The 15,023-nt window shown below is 65.4% G+C and carries 14 protein-coding genes; 4 read left to right on the forward strand and 10 right to left on the reverse strand.

The genetic code is table 11. The features are described from left to right. Nucleotides 1-120: 120 nt before the first annotated feature. The 7 genes from ACXAJT_RS06560 to hslO are packed head-to-tail and all read right to left on the reverse strand — an operon-like array spanning nucleotide 121 to nucleotide 8,471. Nucleotides 121-1,338, reverse strand: a complete 1,218-nt coding sequence (locus ACXAJT_RS06560; protein WP_475233996.1) for a class I SAM-dependent RNA methyltransferase — start codon at nucleotides 1,336-1,338, stop codon at nucleotides 121-123. 42 nt (nucleotides 1,339-1,380) lie between these two features. Beyond that, a complete protein-coding gene (locus ACXAJT_RS06565; protein ID WP_475233998.1) occupies nucleotides 1,381-3,213 on the reverse strand; it encodes an ABC transporter ATP-binding protein in 1,833 nt (610 codons plus the stop codon). Between the two features lie 34 nt (nucleotides 3,214-3,247). Further along, a complete protein-coding gene (locus ACXAJT_RS06570; RefSeq protein WP_475234000.1) occupies nucleotides 3,248-5,092 on the reverse strand; it encodes an ABC transporter ATP-binding protein in 1,845 nt (614 codons plus the stop codon). Between the two features lie 42 nt (nucleotides 5,093-5,134). After that, nucleotides 5,135-5,716: a LysE family translocator gene (locus ACXAJT_RS06575; RefSeq protein WP_475234002.1), complete on the reverse strand. Its 582-nt coding sequence runs from the start codon at nucleotides 5,714-5,716 to the stop codon at nucleotides 5,135-5,137. Between the two features lie 9 nt (nucleotides 5,717-5,725). After that, a complete protein-coding gene (locus ACXAJT_RS06580; RefSeq protein WP_475234004.1) occupies nucleotides 5,726-6,877 on the reverse strand; it encodes a CCA tRNA nucleotidyltransferase in 1,152 nt (383 codons plus the stop codon). Next, nucleotides 6,874-7,476 (reverse strand): CoA pyrophosphatase, encoded by a 603-nt coding sequence (locus ACXAJT_RS06585; RefSeq protein ID WP_475234006.1) that lies wholly within the window; start codon nucleotides 7,474-7,476, stop codon nucleotides 6,874-6,876. The genes ACXAJT_RS06580 and ACXAJT_RS06585 overlap by 4 nt, the downstream gene beginning before the upstream one ends. Then, nucleotides 7,473-8,471, reverse strand: a complete 999-nt coding sequence (gene hslO / locus ACXAJT_RS06590) for an Hsp33 family molecular chaperone HslO (protein ID WP_475234008.1) — start codon at nucleotides 8,469-8,471, stop codon at nucleotides 7,473-7,475. The genes ACXAJT_RS06585 and hslO overlap by 4 nt, the downstream gene beginning before the upstream one ends. Nucleotides 8,472-8,547: 76 nt before the next feature. Here hslO and ACXAJT_RS06595 point away from each other — a divergent pair, with 76 nt between their 5' ends. Next, nucleotides 8,548-8,985: an NUDIX hydrolase gene (locus tag ACXAJT_RS06595; protein WP_475234010.1), complete on the forward strand. Its 438-nt coding sequence runs from the start codon at nucleotides 8,548-8,550 to the stop codon at nucleotides 8,983-8,985. Between the two features lie 9 nt (nucleotides 8,986-8,994). On the opposite strand, the gene ACXAJT_RS06600 is transcribed toward ACXAJT_RS06595, so the two are convergent. Further along, nucleotides 8,995-10,248, reverse strand: a complete 1,254-nt coding sequence (locus ACXAJT_RS06600) for a PP2C family protein-serine/threonine phosphatase (protein WP_475234012.1) — start codon at nucleotides 10,246-10,248, stop codon at nucleotides 8,995-8,997. A 135-nt stretch (nucleotides 10,249-10,383) separates the two neighbouring features. Between ACXAJT_RS06600 and ACXAJT_RS06605 the strand changes: the two genes are divergently transcribed. Further along, complete coding sequence (locus ACXAJT_RS06605; protein ID WP_475234014.1) at nucleotides 10,384-10,776, forward strand: Hpt domain-containing protein; 393 nt, start codon at nucleotides 10,384-10,386, stop codon at nucleotides 10,774-10,776. A gap of 60 nt (nucleotides 10,777-10,836) precedes the next feature. Here ACXAJT_RS06605 and ilvA read toward each other — a convergent pair whose 3' ends face one another. Both ilvA and ACXAJT_RS06615 read right to left on the reverse strand, forming a co-directional pair. Then, nucleotides 10,837-12,063 carry a threonine ammonia-lyase IlvA gene (gene ilvA / locus ACXAJT_RS06610; protein WP_475234016.1) on the reverse strand — a complete coding sequence of 409 codons (1,227 nt, stop codon included), beginning with the start codon at nucleotides 12,061-12,063 and terminating at the stop codon, nucleotides 10,837-10,839. Between the two features lie 67 nt (nucleotides 12,064-12,130). Then, nucleotides 12,131-12,901, reverse strand: a complete 771-nt coding sequence (locus tag ACXAJT_RS06615; protein ID WP_475234018.1) for a hypothetical protein — start codon at nucleotides 12,899-12,901, stop codon at nucleotides 12,131-12,133. Between the two features lie 132 nt (nucleotides 12,902-13,033). Here ACXAJT_RS06615 and ACXAJT_RS06620 point away from each other — a divergent pair, with 132 nt between their 5' ends. Further along, the gene (locus tag ACXAJT_RS06620; RefSeq protein ID WP_475234021.1) at nucleotides 13,034-14,254 is read left to right on the forward strand and encodes an argininosuccinate synthase; all 1,221 of its coding nucleotides are present in this window, start codon (nucleotides 13,034-13,036) and stop codon (nucleotides 14,252-14,254) included. A gap of 207 nt (nucleotides 14,255-14,461) precedes the next feature. Next, nucleotides 14,462-14,878 (forward strand): DUF1810 domain-containing protein, encoded by a 417-nt coding sequence (locus tag ACXAJT_RS06625; RefSeq protein WP_475234023.1) that lies wholly within the window; start codon nucleotides 14,462-14,464, stop codon nucleotides 14,876-14,878. Nucleotides 14,879-15,023: the final 145 nt, after the last annotated feature.

Consider the following 15,023-nt stretch of genomic DNA (forward strand, 5'->3'; position numbering starts at 1 on the left):
CCAGTCAGCTTTGCCTGTCAGCTTAATCTTTTTATGCCACAGTTATAGCTCACGCGGCGGCATCGCGATAGAGAGAGATAGCGAAAATTGATCGGGCTTTCGGCAGCATAGCCCAAATGCCTATCTCCGGCTGAACCCGGCCACGAGTTCCACATGGGTCGACCAGCGGAACTGATCGACCACCCGCAAGCCATCCAGCGTATAGCCCGCGCGCAACAGCGCAGCGGCATCGCGGGCAAAGGTCACCGGATTGCACGAGACGAAGGCGATGCGCGGAATCGCCGCCTCGCAAAGCTGCGCCACCTGCGCCTCGGCACCGGCACGTGGCGGATCGATGACGGCGGCGTCGAATCGCGCCAGTTCCTGCGGCAACAGCGGATTGCGGAAAAGATCGCGCGCCTCGGTGGTCACGTGACGCAGGCCCTGCGCATGGCGCCAGCCGTGATCCAGCGACTGGGTCATCGCCTTGTCACCTTCCACCGCATGCACCCGTGCAGCCTCGGCCAGCGGCAGCGCAAAGGTGCCGCACCCGGCAAACAGATCGACGACGTGGCTCGCCCCGTCGACATAGTGCCGAACATCGTCCAGCAGCGCCGCCTCGCCCTGCGGTGTCGCCTGCAGAAAGGCCCCGGGCGGCGGCGCCACCTCGGCCCGGCCCATCTTCTGGTTTGGCGGACGGCGGGTCAGCACCACGTCCTCGCCCCACGCGATGCGCGCGCAATCATAGGCGCGGGCCAGCTCCGAGAGCGCCTGCTGCATCTGCGCGTCGGCATCCTTGCCGCCCTTCACCACCACGTCGAGCCCGCCGAGGCTGTGGGTCACCAGAACGCTCAGCTCGCTCTTTCGACTGGCGCCGAGGATCGCCAGCGCCTCGACCATCGGCAGCGCCTTGGCCAATTTCGGGTCTATTACACGGCAATCGGGCACTTCGACGATGACATCCGAGCGTTTGCGGTGAAAGCCCACCTGCGCGCCCTTCTTGGTGCGGCGGGCCGAAAACCCGGCGCGGCGGCGGCTCGCCTCGGGCGAGGTGGCGATCTCCAGAAACTCGGTCTCGATGCCGTGCGCCGCCAGCGCATGGCGCACCACGCCCTGTTTCCACTCGGCGACGAAATCGGGCCGCGCGTGCTGCAGCTGGCAACCGCCACAGCTTTTGGCGTGGCGGCACGGCGGGCTGACCCGCATCTCCGACGGCGTGACGATGCGCGGCGCGTCCATGACGCCGCCGGTGATCTCGCCCTCGACGGTTTCGCCGGGCAGAGTGCCGGGCACGAAAACGGGGCCGGTCGCGATGCCGTCCCCCTGATGCCCGAGCCGTTCGATGGTGACCTGTTCCATACCGCGCGTCATGCCCTCAAACGGCCCCGCCGCGCAAGCACGCTATTCGGCGGCCTCCTGCGGGTCGATCAGCCCGCCGCTCTGGCGGTTCCAATAGCGCGCATAGAGACCCTCCATCGCCAACAACGCGTCATGCGTGCCCTGCTCGGCGATGCGGCCCTCGTCCAGCACCACGATGCGGTCCATGCTGGCGATGGTCGACAGGCGGTGCGCAATGGCCAGCACTGTCTTGCCCTCCATCACCCGTTCCAGCGCGCGCTGGATCGAGGCTTCGACCTCGCTGTCGAGCGCCGAGGTGGCCTCGTCCATCACCAGGATCGGCGCGTCCTTGAGGATCGCGCGGGCCAGCGCGATGCGCTGCCGCTGCCCGCCCGAGAGTTTCACGCCGCGCTCACCCAAATGCGCGTCATAGCCGGTGCGCCCCATGTGATCTCGCAGGTTCTGGATGAAGCCATGCGCCTCGGCCTTCTCGGCAGCGGCGATCACCTCGTCCATCGTGGCACCCGGCCGGCCATAGCGGATGTTGTCCAGCGCCGAGCGGTTGAACATGGCGGTCTCCTGCGTGACCATGCCGATCTGCCGCCGCAGGCTCTCTTGCGTGACGTGCGAGATGTTCTGCCCGTCGATGAAGATACCGCCCTTTTCCGTGTCGTAGAGCCGCAGAAGCAGCGCCACGAGGGTCGATTTCCCGGCCCCCGAGGCACCGACGATGCCGATCTTCTCGCCCGGCGCGATGTTCAGCGCGATATGCTCAACGCCGCCCTCCTCGCGGCCATAGGCAAACCCCGCGTCGCGGAATTCGATCCGCCCCTGCGGCACCTCCAGCGGCTGCGCATCCGGCGCATCCAGCAGCGTGTGATCGGGGGTGATGGTGCGGATACCGTCCTCGATCTCGCCGATGTTGGCGTAGATGCCCATCAGCGTGAAACTGACCCAACCGGTCATCTGGCTGAGCCGGATCGCCACCGCGCCCGTGGCCGCGATGTCGCCCGCGCTGACAAACCCGCGAGACCAGAACACCAGCGCGCCGCCGATCAGCACCACCGGCAGCACGCCCGCCAGCGCCATCAGACAGAAGCGAAAGGCCGAGGCGACGGTGCCGAAGGAGATGAACCGCTCGCGATAGGTCGACATGGCATCAAGCGCCGCCTGATCCTCGAAATCATCATGGGCAAAGAGTTTGACCGTCTTGATGTTGGTCACCGTATCGACAAGCTGCCCGGTGACCATCGCCCGCGCCGCCGCCCGCGCCTTGGATCGCACCCGGATGCGCGGCATGAAGAAGCGCAGCAGGAAACCATAGGCGATCACCCAGGCCACCAGCCCGATGGCGATGCGCCAGTCGATCGACCCAACCAGCCAGATCGAGCCGACCACCGAGGCCAGCGCAAACAGCACCGCCTGCACCACCTCGGAAATCACGTCGTTCAGCGCCCGCGCGGTCTGCATCTCTTTTTGCGAGATACGTCCGGCGAAATCATTATCGAAGAAGGTAACGGAATGGCCCAGCGTGTAGCGGTGCACGCGACTGAGGATCAGGTTGAACACATTGGGCTGCATCAGCACCGACTGCACATAGGCCGACAGCCCCGCGATGCCGGGCCGCACCGCGATGAAGAACACCGCACAGAACAGCAGGAACGGCCAGTGTTCGGCAAACACCGTCTCTGCGCTGCCCGCAAGCGCGCGGTCGATCACGTCGCCCAGAAGCTTGGCGGTGATCACCTCGAAGGCGCCGCCAAGCGCCGACAGCAACGCCGCCGGGATCAGCACCTTCCACGCGCCCCTCAGCGCCCACAGAACGAAGCGCCCCAGCGTCTGCGGCGGTGGCGTATGGGCGCGGGAAAACGGGTCTATGATGTCGGAAAGGCTCATGCGGGCCCTCTCGCTTGCTTCGGTCTTGGACGGATCAGGCGGCACCTTGCTTGTCGGGATCGAGAAATCCGCCGGATTGGCGTGCCCAGAATCCTGCATATAGGCCACCTTGGGCCAAAAGCGCGTCATGTGCACCGTCTTCGACGATCTTCCCGCCGTCCATCACCAGAATGCGATCCATCGCGGCGATGGTCGACAGCCGGTGCGCGATGGCGATCACCGTCTTGCCCTCCATCATGCCGTAGAGCGTATCCTGAATCGCCGCCTCGACCTCTGAGTCCAGCGCCGAGGTCGCCTCGTCGAGGATCAGGATCGGCGCGTCCTTCAAGATCACCCGCGCCAGCGCGATACGCTGCCGCTGGCCACCGGAAAGTTTCACGCCGCGCTCACCCACATGCGCGTCATAGCCGCGCCGGCCCTGTCCGTCTTCCAGATCGAGGATGAACTCATGCGCTTGCGCCTGTTTCGCCGCGGCGATCATCTCGGCCTCGCTGGCCTCGGGGCGACCATAGAGCAGATTCTCGCGCACCGAACGGTGCATCAGCGCGCTGTCCTGCTGCACCATGCCGATCTGCCGCCGCAGGCTGTCTTGTGTCACACGTGTAACATTTTGCCCGTCGATCTCGATTTTCCCCGATTCAGGGTCGTAGAACCGCAGCAGCAGCTTCACGAGCGTCGACTTGCCGGTGCCCGAACGCCCCACCAGACCGATTTTCTCGCCCGGGCGGATGGTCAGGCTGATGCGGTCGAGCCCGCCCTGCCCGCGGCCGTAGTGATGCGACAGTTCGCGCACGGCGATCTCGCCTTGATCCAGCACCAGCGGCTTGGCATCCGCATCATCGACCAGCGTGATGGGCTGGGCAATGGTCTCCATGCCCTCTGCCACCACGCCAAGCTGGCGGAAGAAGGTGGTCAGGGCCCACATGATCCAGCCGGTCATCGCGTTGAGCCGCAGCGTCAGCGCCGTTGCCGCGGCCACCGCGCCGGTACTCGCCTGCCCCTGCATCCACAGCGCCACGGCCCAGCCGACGACGCCGACGATCAGCAGCCCGTTGAGGATCATCAGACCCAGATCCATCACGGTATAGAGCCGCATTTCGGTCTGGAAGGTCTGCCGCGCCTCTTCGATCGCCTCTTTGGCGTAGTCCAGTTCCTGCCGGTCGTGGGCGAACATCTTCACCGCGTGGATGTTGGTATAGGCATCCACCACCCGCCCGGTGACGAAGCTGCGCGCGTCCGACGCCGCCTTCGACGCGGGGCCGACGCGGGTGATCGTCCAGCGCATCAGCAGCGCGTAAAGTCCCAGCCAGATCAGCATCGGGATCACCAGCCGCCAGTCGGCATCGCCCAGCAGGATCACCGCCCCGACGACGTAAGACACAGAAAAAGTGATCGCATCGAAGACCTGAAACACCGCCTCGCCGGCGGCGGGCGGGGTCTGCATGATGCGGTTGGCGATGCGCCCGGCGAAATCATTCTCGAACCATCCGATCGACTGGCGCAGCACCTGCTTGTGCGCACGCCAGCGCACCAGCGTGCCGAAATTGGGCATGATCGCGTTGTTCAGAAGCAGCACATCGAGCGCCTGAACCAGCGGACGCAGGAACAGGATGAACAGCGCCAGCGCGATCAATTGCCCGCCATGCGCCTCCCAGACCTGATCAGGCTCTCCGCCAAGGATATCGACGACCCAGCCCATCGCCCAGATCAGCCCGATCTCGACCGCTGCCACCACCACCGACAGCAGCGCCGTCCAGACAAAGACACGGCGGAATGGCCGCGCATAGTCCAGCATGAAGGGCAGCAGTTTGGTCGGCGGCCGGTCCGTCTGCGGATGGTCCACATAGGGATCGACCATGTTCTCGAAACGGCGAAACATGGCTCTGGTCCTGATTGTGTGACGCTAGGTCTAAGTCACGCCTTACAGGAACACCATGACGGAAAAACTTGCCAGTGCGACCGCCATGCCCCGCGTGAACCAGCGCCACGCCGCCGGGGTGGCCAGCAGATAGGTCAGCAGCGCGCCCGCAAAGGTCCAGAACAGGCAGCAAAAGAGGTTCAGGCCGGAAAACGCACTGCCCAGTCGCAGCGCCTCACCCCATGGACCCAGTGCCGAGGGATAGGCCGAAGCCGCCGCGAGTGCCACCGCCCAGACCTTGGGGTTCACCCATTGGAACAGCGCGCCCTCGATCAGCGTCATCGGACGCGCCGCCTCGGCCTTCTTGCGGCGTTCGGCGGTCCACAGGCCCCACGCCATGTAGAGCATCCATGCGCTCGCCGCGATGCGCAGGGCAAACTCCAGCCTAGGCATTTGCTGCAGCAGCGCGGCGATGCCCAGCCCGGTGAGCCCGGCGGTGATGCCGACGCCCAGAACCACGCCGAAGAGATGCGGCAAGGTGCGTTTCACGCCGAACCGCGCGCCCGAGGCGGTGAGCAGGATGACATTCGGCCCGGGCGAGAACAGCCCGAAAAAGACAAAGGCGTAAAGCGGGTCGAGGATCATGCGGGGCGCTTACTCGTCAGACAGAAGTTCCGCCTTGGTAAGCGTGAAACCCGAAGCGATCCAGCGTTTCTCGGCGGCACGCAGCGCCTCGCCCAGCGCCGGGCCTTTCAGCGCCGGCATCAGGTCGCGGGCGGTGAGCGGAAATTTCGCCTGCGCACCAGTGGCCAGCGCGGCCAGATCCGTGTCTGATACAGGCTGTTCGAAACTTGCCGCGCGCAGTAACAAGATATCTTGCGCCGTCTCTGTGCCGTGCCGATAGGCCAGTTCGGCGGGGCTTTGCATCTCGCCAATCAGGCTCTGCAGCGTGTGAAGCTGCTTTTGCTGCGCTTTCGACAGACGCAGCTCAGGCTCTTGCGCGCCAAGACAGGCCAACCGGCGAAGCGCGTCGGGAGCGACAAGCAGGCGCTCTTCCTCGGCCACCAGCGGGCCAAGGGCCGTGACGCTTGCGCCCGGCAGCACATGCGCCAGCACGCCCACCTGCGCCATCACCGAGACCGCAGGCACGGGGTCTGGCGCCGCCAGAAGACGCAGCATTTCCTGCCCCACACGCTCGCGCGAAAGACTATCCAGCCCGTCGAGATTGCCTGCGATGCCCGCCAGCGCCTCGGGATCAAAGCCTTGTTCGGGGTCGCCATACCACGCCGTGAAACGGAAATAGCGCAGCGTGCGCAGGTAATCCTCGCGGATGCGGTCCGCGGCATCTCCGATGAACCGGACCTTGCGGGCCCGCAGATCGGGAAGCCCCTGCAGAGGGTCGATCAGCAGACCCCGCGCATCGGCATAGAGCGCGTTCATGGTGAAATCGCGCCGCGCCGCATCCTCGGCAATATCGTCCGAGAACCGCACCACCGCGCGGCGGCCATCCGTCTCTGTATCGGCGCGGAAGGTGGTGATCTCGTGCCCGATGCCGCCCGCGACCACGGTCACGGTGCCATGCTCGATGCCCGTGGGCACGGGTTTCAGCCCCGCCGCGTTTGCCAGTTCGACCACGCGCTCCGGCCGCGCGTCGCTGGCGATATCGACATCGCTCACCGGCACGCCCATCAGCGCGTTGCGCACGCAGCCGCCGACCACATAACCCTGATGGCCGCCGTCTTCGAGCATGGTCAGAACCTGCTGCGTCTCGGGCCGTGTCAGCCAGTCGCCGGTCACCCCGCTCATGCCATGCGCTCCGCCAGCCCGCGCAGCATCCGCGCGGTGGCCCCCCAGATGTAATAGGGCCCGAAAGGCACCGTCCAATAGTGCCGCGTGGCGCCGCGCCAGCGGCGTCCCTGCACCGCGTAATTGCTCAGGTCGGCGATATGCTCGAACGGCACGCGGAACACTTCGGCCACCTCTCCGGGCTCCGGCACAGGGTCGAAATCGCGCATGATCAGACCCAAGACTGGCGTCACCTCAAAGCCCGTCACGGTTTCATGCGCGGGCAGCGTGCCCAGCACATCGACCCGGCCTTCGGCGAGGCCGACCTCCTCACGCGCTTCGCGCAGGGCGGCGGCCACCGCATCCTCGTCGCCGGGATCGACCTTGCCTCCGGGAAAGGCGATCTGGCCGGGATGATGCTTGAGCCGCGAACTGCGCTTCGTCAGCACCAGTTCCAGCCCCTGCTCGCAGGCGACAAAGCCTGCGAGAACGCCGGCGGGACGCAGTTTGCGCCCCTCCGGCAAGACCGAGCCCGGGTTCAGATCGAAGTCGGACGAGGCGCCGGAGCTTGCCTCCAGTGCCCGCCGCAGAGCCTCGATCTGCTCCCGGACGCGGCTCACTTCTTGGCCTCGAAGCCGACCGACTCCGGATCGAGCTCGTAGTGCGCGCCGCAGAACTGGCAGTCAGCGGTGACCTTGCCATCCTCGGTGGTCATCTTCTCGATGTCGCGCGCCGAATAGATCGACAGCGACTGGCGCACGCGATCCTCGGAACAGGTGCAGCCGAAACGCACGGTCTGCGCGTCGAACACCCGCGGGCTTTCCTCGTGATAGAGCCGCACCAGCAGGTCGGTCGGCGGCAGATCGGGGCCGATCAGTTCCAGTTCATCGACCGTGTCGAGGTGGAAGTTCACACGGCGCCAGTTCTCACCGTCGTCATCATCGCCAAGCAGGTCTTCGGGGCGCAGCACACCGTTTTCGCCGGTGCCACCCTCGCCGTCGACGCTGCTGGGCTTGGCGAAGGGCGACGCTTTCGGCATGTGCTGCAGCATCACGCCACCCGCGCGCCAGTTCGACGTTCCGTCGGCCTGCGGCACATTGCCGAAGTTCAACTCAAAGCGCGTCGGGATTTGCTCGGATTGGGCAAAGTAGCTCTCGGCGCAGCGCGCCAGCGCACCGCCCGCCAGTGGGGTGATACCCTGATAGGGCGTGGTGCCCTTGCCCTGGTCGATGAGCACGGCGAAATAGCCCTCTTCGAGTTGATCGAAAGCCGGCGCATTGGTGACCTGCTCGCGGTCGAAACTGGCATAAGCGCGCAGACGCGCCGGTTCGCCCTCTTTCTCGGGGGCGAAATAGTCGGTCGCGATCATCCGCACCGCGCCACGGGTCTGCACCTGAAGCGACAGCTTCCAGCGCAATTTCATCGTTTGCCCGAGCAGCGCGGTCAAAAGCGTCATCTCGGCGATGAGCCCCTCGATGGCTTCGGGGTAGTCATGTTGGCTCAGAATCCCGCTCAGCACCCCGTCGAGCCGCGCCACGCGGCCCCGGATGTCGGCGTGATCCAATTGGAAAGGCAGGACGGTATCGTCCCAGGCGAGTTTGCTGCCGATGGTCATGGGGTTTCCTTATGTGCCGGATCTTGGCATATCGGCCCCATATAAGCAGCAAAAACACGGGAACCAAGGGGGACCGATGACTGCAAGATATGGCGAGCCGCCCGAATCCGGACGCCGGTACACGCTGCGCCCCGGTGCCTATGCGATCCTGCCGCGCAATGGCGCGGTGCTGGTCACCCATCAGGCAGAGCCGTGGCCCGAGTATCAGCTTCCCGGCGGCGGCATTGATGCGGGCGAGTCGCCCATCGCCGCGCTGCACCGCGAGGTGTTCGAGGAAACCGGCTGGCGCATCGCCCGCCCGCGCCGTCTCGGGGCCTTTCGGCGCTTCACCTTTATGCCGGAATACGACCTCTGGGCCGAAAAGCTGTGCATCATCTACGCCGCCTTTCCGGTGCGCCCGCTTGGCGCGCCCAGCGAGCCGGGCCACGAAGCGGTCTGGATGAACCCCGAACTGGCGGCCGAGATCCTTGGCAATCCCGGCGACCGCGACTTCCTGAGGCGGGTTCCGGTCTGAACACGCGCTTTAGAGACTGCGCCCGGGCATATCGAACTCCAGCAGCGCGGCAGAGACATCATCGTCGAGCCGCGCGCCGGTGGCCAGCCGCTGGGTCAGACGCCAGAAGAGGTCATCGAGAAACTCTGTGCCGCACCCATGGCCCGCGCGCGCCAGTGCCAGCAGCCCGTCTTGATCGACCATCCCGCCGCCCGGCAGCAGCGCCTCGGTGAAACCGTCGGAGTAGAGCAGCAGGCGGTCGCCGGGTGTCAATTGCACCTGCAGACGCTCATAGCCCGCGCCGGGGATCAGCCCGACCGGCAGCCCTCCATGACCGATGAACCCGGCGCTGCCATCCGCCCGCAGCAGCAGCGGCGGCGGATGCCCCGCCTGCACCAAGTCGACCCGCCCCGAGTCGAGATCGGCAACCGCGTAGGCCATCGTAAGATATTCCGCGCCCCCCGGATCGGCGGCCAGCCGTTCGTTCAACCGCTGCGCCACCTCTTCGGGCGGACGAAACAACGTGCCATGCACGATCCGTTCGAGCGCGATATTCTGTTCGGGGAAGTCGCCGCCCAGCAGCCCCGCGATCCGCGCGGTCATCAGCGCCGAGGTGATGCCATGGCCTGACACGTCGAGGCTGTAGAGCCCGACGCCACGCTCACAATGGGAAAAACTGCCGACCAGATCGCCGCCGACATGGCCGCAGGGCTTGAGCAGCAGGCTGATCTGCGAGGCGCCGATCCGGCAACTGCGGCGCGGCACCAGCGCCTCTTGGATCAGCCGCGCCTGCTGCAAATCCCGGTCCACCGCATCATAGGCCGCCTGCAGCCGCCCCAGCGTGGCCGACAACTGGCGCTGCATCTGCAGGATGCGCGCTCCGGCGTTGATCCGCGCCCGCAGTTCGGCGGCATTCACCGGCTTGGTCAGAAAATCATCTGCCCCAGCATCCAGACCCTTCGCGATCTCGGCCTTGTCGCTCTTCGAGGTCAGAAGGATGAAATAGCCATATCGGTCCCCGCAATGTGCGCGGAACCGGCGGCACAGGTCGAGCCCGTCCATCCCCGGCATCATCCAGTCCGAAAGCACCGCATCGGGCCGTATCTCGGCGCAGACGCGCAGCGCCTCGGCCCCGCTCTGCGCCTGCCAGACCTCAAGCCCCCAGCGTTCCAGCATCGCCGAGAGGATCTTCAGCTGCAGCAGGCTGTCGTCGACCACGAGCACCCGCCGAATCGGAGCCTCACCGCTTCGCCCCTCGAGGTTTTCCGCCAGATAGGGAGACACCGCGCTTCCTTTGCTACTCCGCCCGTCGGACAGACCCTAAGGCACCGGCGTTAACGCGCTGTTTCACGTGACGCGCCTCGGACGAAACGCTTCGTTCAGACATAGCTGCGAAGGTCGCCCCAAGGAGGTGCCATGATGACGGAACGTTCAGAGGGTGCCGCGCCGCCTTGTGGGTCGGCGGGGGGCGGGCGACTGATTGACTGGGCCCGCGCCGCCGAGCTTCGGTCTGAGGTCGGGGCAGAGAGTTTCGACGAGATCGTCGCACTCTTTCTTGCCGAGGTGCAGCGCACGCTGGATGCGTTGCCCGCGCAGGCCGGCGATGTCGCCGATCTTGCAGAAACACTGCATTTCCTCAAGGGCAGCGCCTTGAACCTCGGCTTCACGCAACTGTCAGCGCTGTGCGACGCCGGAGAGCGGGCGGCAAGCACCGGTCATTGTGCCGGTCTCGATCTGCAGCCGCTGCACGCCTGCTTTGCCCGTTCCCGCGCCGAGTTTCTCGAGCAGCGTGCCGAGCGGCTGGCCGCCTGAGACGCGCAGCCTGAGACGCTCAGCCTGAAAAGACCAGCCTGAAGAGACCAGCGCACCGCGTCAGATAACGAATTGCGCAAGAACCTCGTCGTCGGTGATGTCGCGAAAGGCGTAGCCATGCGCGTCGAGCGCCCCGAACAGCGCATCGAAGTTCTTCGGGTTCGCGGTCTCGATGCCGATCAGCACGGATCCGAAGTTGCGCGCCGATTTCTTGAGGTACTCAAACCGCGCGATATCGTCTTCGGGACCCAGGAAGTTCAGGAAATCTTTCAGCGCGCCCGGCCGTTGCGGCAGTCGCAGAATGAAGTATTTCTTCACGCCAGAGTACCGTTGCGCCCGCTCCTTCACTTCAGGAAGGCGCTCGAAATCGAAGTTCCCGCCCGAGGTGATGCAGACCACGGTCTTACCACGGATCGCCTGCCCCAAATCCTTCAGCGCATCGACGGAGAGCGCCCCCGCAGGCTCCAGCACCACACCTTCGACGTTGAGCATCTCGAGCATGGAGGTGCACAGCCGGTCTTCGTTGATGGTCAGCGTGTTCGCCAGCCCAACGCCCTTCAGCACATCGAAGGTTTGCGTGCCGATCTGCGCCACCGCCGCGCCATCGGCGAAATTGTCGACCGCTGGCAGCGGCACCGGCTTGCCCGCCTCCAGCGCGGCACGCAGACAGGCGCCGCCCTGCGGTTCGACAAACGTGTACTGCGTGCCGGTGCCGAAATAACTCAACAGCCCCGAGCCGAGCCCGCCGCCGCCGACCGGGATAACCAGATGATCGGGCACGCGGCCGAGCTGGCGCTCGATCTCCACAGCCACGGTCGCCTGCCCTTCGATCACATCCTGATCGTCGAAGGGCGACAGGAAATGCCCGCCGATCTCGGCGCAATAGGCCTGCGCGGCCTTCAGGCACTCGTCGAAATAGTCGCCGATCATGCGGATCTCGACATTGTCGCCGCCGAACATCAGGGTCTTTTGGATTTTCTGCTGCGGCGTGGTCACCGGCATGAAGATCACGCCGGTCTTGTCGAACTGGCGGCACATATACGCCACGCCCTGCGCGTGGTTGCCCGCGCTGGCGGCAACGAAGGTCTGCACCTCCGGACGCTTGCGCATGGCATTGAACGCCCCGCGCAGCTTGTAGCTGCGCACAGGGCTCAGGTCCTCTCGCTTCAGCCAGATGTCGGCGCCGTAAAGCTGCGACAGGTGATCGTTGCGCAGAAGCGGCGTCTCGGGAAAGACCGAGCGCATTTCTTCCGTGGCGACGCGGGCGTGATCGAGAAACTCATCCATGCCCACCGACTTGGCGCATCGGGGGGCGTTAGGCAAGCCTCCTCGCGGAGCTCGGCCACGCCGCGGCTCAGTCGATCGGCCGACCTTCGATGAAATGGCCATAGAGCGAGGTCAGGATCGAAATGCCGATCATCGTGGCGAACCAGTTGATTACCAGACCGTAGACGAGGTTGATGATCGACCCCGCCGTATCGTCGATCAGCGCCGGAAGCTCGACCAGCAGCGAGCCGCCGATGACCACCAGCGCCAGCGTGATCACCGCGCCGTCGTCGTCCTTGGTGGCCGCCCATGCCTGTTTGAGCGTCAGCCGCTCGCCGACCGCGGCGGCGGGCAGGATCAGACCAAGCCGGAAGAACAGGTAGCCGCCCAGCCCCACGAGACCGAAGACAAGGATCGGCGCCAGCCCCGGCACGGCCGCGCCGACCAGCGCCACAGGGATCGCCGACACCATCAGGCCGAGGAAGATCACCAGACCGATCATGATCGAGCGTCCAAAGTAGCCGAGGATTTCACCCCCATGCCAGCGCGGCAGCCAGCCGCGCGGCGTCTCTCCGGTCAGGACAAAGCGGTGCCACGCCACGGCGATCCACAGGCTGGCCAGAACCGCCAGAACAACCAGCAGCAGCGCCGGGGCCCCGATCATGCTGACCGGGCCAACCGGGCCGATGTCCTCGCCGGTCTGCCCGGCGCCTTGGGCCGCAGTCTGTGCCGGATGCAGATAGGTGGCGATCTGGCTGGCCACCTGCACGAGATACAGCACCAAGGACACCCGCAGCGCAGTGCCCAGATTGTCGATCACCATGCGCAGGGAATGCAGGAAAATCCGCCAGCCCTTCATCAAATACCCCACCTTTTTGAAATCCACCCGGCGATCGCTAGCATATGCACCCCGCAGGTCAACGGGCGATCCTTGCCCCCGATGATAAAAGGCAGTAATGCGCGAAGCCAGTTCATACGTGAGGGAAAGTCCATGTCCGCGCCCAAGAAAGTCGTCCTGGCCTATTCCGGGGGCCTCGACACCTCGATCATCCTGAAGTGGCTGCAAGCCGAATACGGCTGCGAGGTTGTCACCTTCACCGCCGATCTCGGCCAAGGGGAAGAGCTGGAACCCGCCCGCGCCAAGGCAGAGATGCTGGGCGTGAGTGAAATTTACATCGAAGACCTGCGCGAGGAATTCGTCCGCGACTTCGTCTTCCCGATGTTCCGCGCCAATGCGCTTTACGAAGGTCTTTATCTTCTGGGCACCTCGATCGCCCGCCCGCTGATCTCCAAACGGCTTGTCGAGATCGCCGCCGCCACCGGCGCCGACGCCGTGGCCCATGGCGCCACCGGCAAGGGCAACGATCAGGTGCGCTTCGAGCTTGCCGCCTACGCGCTGAACCCCGACATCAAGGTGATCGCACCCTGGCGCCTTTGGGATCTCACCTCGCGCACGAAGCTCATTGACTTCGCCGAGAAGAACCAGATTCCGATCGCCAAGGACAAACGCGGCGAAGCGCCCTTCTCGGTCGATGCGAACCTGCTGCACACCTCCTCCGAGGGCAAGGTTCTGGAAAACCCCGCCGAGCAGGCCCCCGACTACGTGCTGCAGCGCACCGTGCCGGTCGAGCAGGCGCCGAACGAGCCCGAATACATCGAGGTCACCTTCGAGAAGGGTGATGCCGTGGCGATCAACGGCGAGGCGATGTCGCCCGCAACGATCCTCACCAAGCTCAACGAACTGGGCGGCAAGCACGGCATCGGCGTTCTCGACCTCGTGGAAAACCGCTTCGTCGGCATGAAGTCGCGCGGCATCTACGAGACCCCGGGCGGCACCGTGCTGCTGGAAGCGCACCGCGGCATCGAGCAGATCACGCTGGACAGCGGCGCCGGTCACCTCAAGGACTCGATCATGCCGCGCTACGCCGAGCTGATCTACAACGGCTTCTGGTTCTCGCCCGAGCGCGAGATGCTGCAGGCGCTGATCGACCGCAGCCAAGAGCACGTGAACGGCACCGTCCGTCTGAAGCTCTACAAGGGCTCGGCGCGCACCGTCGCACGTTGGTCCGAGCACTCGCTCTACTCCGAGGCACATGTCACCTTCGAGGATGACGCTGGCGCTTACGACCAGCAGGACGCGGCGGGCTTCATCCAGCTCAACGCTCTGCGCCTGAAGCTGCTGGCCGCGCGCAACCGCCGCCTGAAAGGCTGAGCCTTTACCCAGCGCCGACTTTTGTGATCCCCGCCGGACCTGCCTCCGGCGGGGATATTTTTATCTAAGCGAAGCAGCGCCCCCGATCCTGGCTTCGCTTAGACCCAAATATCCCGGGGAGTCCGCGGAAAGCGCGGACGGGGCAGCGCCCCGGCTCCCTCTCCACCCCGCCTTGCGCTAAGATCAACGGCGATGCGGAGGACTCTAATGGCTGAACTTCAGGAATTCGTCGACGCGCAGGCGCAGGTCTGGCCGCAGGTGACGCGCGAGCTGCGACAAGGGCGGAAAGTCACGCATTGGATATGGTGGGTGTTTCCGCAGTTGGCCGAGCTGGGCCGCTCCTCCCGCGCGCGTCACTTCGGTCTGCGCGACGCAGCCGAGGCGCAGAGCTATCTTGCGCATCCGCTTCTCGGTCCGCGGCTCGTGGAAACTGCCGGGCTTCTACTGCTGCACCCTGACGAGCCCCCCGAGGCAATCCTTGGTCCTGTCGATGCACTGAAAGTGCGCTCCTGCATGACACTCTTCGAGGCGCTGCCCGATGCGCCCGGCGTGTTCGCGGAGGTGCTGGACACGCTTTATGATGGCAGCCGCTGCCCGGTCACCCGCGCCGCACAGGCAAGCTGACGAGGCACGTGCATCTTCCGGCGGGCCGAACAAAAATGGCCGCTCCCGGTCACGACACCGGAAGCGGCCAAGGACGTGCAAAGGTGGGGATACGCAAGCACGCCCTTGCAAGGGGACATTGGACGCGCCGCAATGAGACGACAAA

This window comes from Salipiger sp. ABF4_146 (assembly GCF_056161345.1).

Bases quoted from the DNA above. Each gene is read 5' to 3' on its own strand.
- ACXAJT_RS06560 (WP_475233996.1), bottom strand. From the start codon at position 1,338: ATGGAACAGGTCACCATCGAACGGCTCGGGCATCAGGGGGACGGCATC.
- ACXAJT_RS06565 (WP_475233998.1), bottom strand. From the start codon at position 3,213: ATGAGCCTTTCCGACATCATAGACCCGTTTTCCCGCGCCCATACGCCA.
- ACXAJT_RS06570 (WP_475234000.1), bottom strand. From the start codon at position 5,092: ATGTTTCGCCGTTTCGAGAACATGGTCGATCCCTATGTGGACCATCCG.
- ACXAJT_RS06575 (WP_475234002.1), bottom strand. From the start codon at position 5,716: ATGATCCTCGACCCGCTTTACGCCTTTGTCTTTTTCGGGCTGTTCTCG.
- ACXAJT_RS06580 (WP_475234004.1), bottom strand. From the start codon at position 6,877: ATGAGCGGGGTGACCGGCGACTGGCTGACACGGCCCGAGACGCAGCAG.
- hslO (WP_475234008.1), bottom strand. From the start codon at position 8,471: ATGACCATCGGCAGCAAACTCGCCTGGGACGATACCGTCCTGCCTTTC.
- ACXAJT_RS06595 (WP_475234010.1), top strand. From the start codon at position 8,548: ATGACTGCAAGATATGGCGAGCCGCCCGAATCCGGACGCCGGTACACG.
- ACXAJT_RS06605 (WP_475234014.1), top strand. From the start codon at position 10,384: ATGACGGAACGTTCAGAGGGTGCCGCGCCGCCTTGTGGGTCGGCGGGG.
- ilvA (WP_475234016.1), bottom strand. From the start codon at position 12,063: ATGGATGAGTTTCTCGATCACGCCCGCGTCGCCACGGAAGAAATGCGC.
- ACXAJT_RS06615 (WP_475234018.1), bottom strand. From the start codon at position 12,901: ATGAAGGGCTGGCGGATTTTCCTGCATTCCCTGCGCATGGTGATCGAC.
- ACXAJT_RS06620 (WP_475234021.1), top strand. From the start codon at position 13,034: ATGTCCGCGCCCAAGAAAGTCGTCCTGGCCTATTCCGGGGGCCTCGAC.
- ACXAJT_RS06625 (WP_475234023.1), top strand. From the start codon at position 14,462: ATGGCTGAACTTCAGGAATTCGTCGACGCGCAGGCGCAGGTCTGGCCG.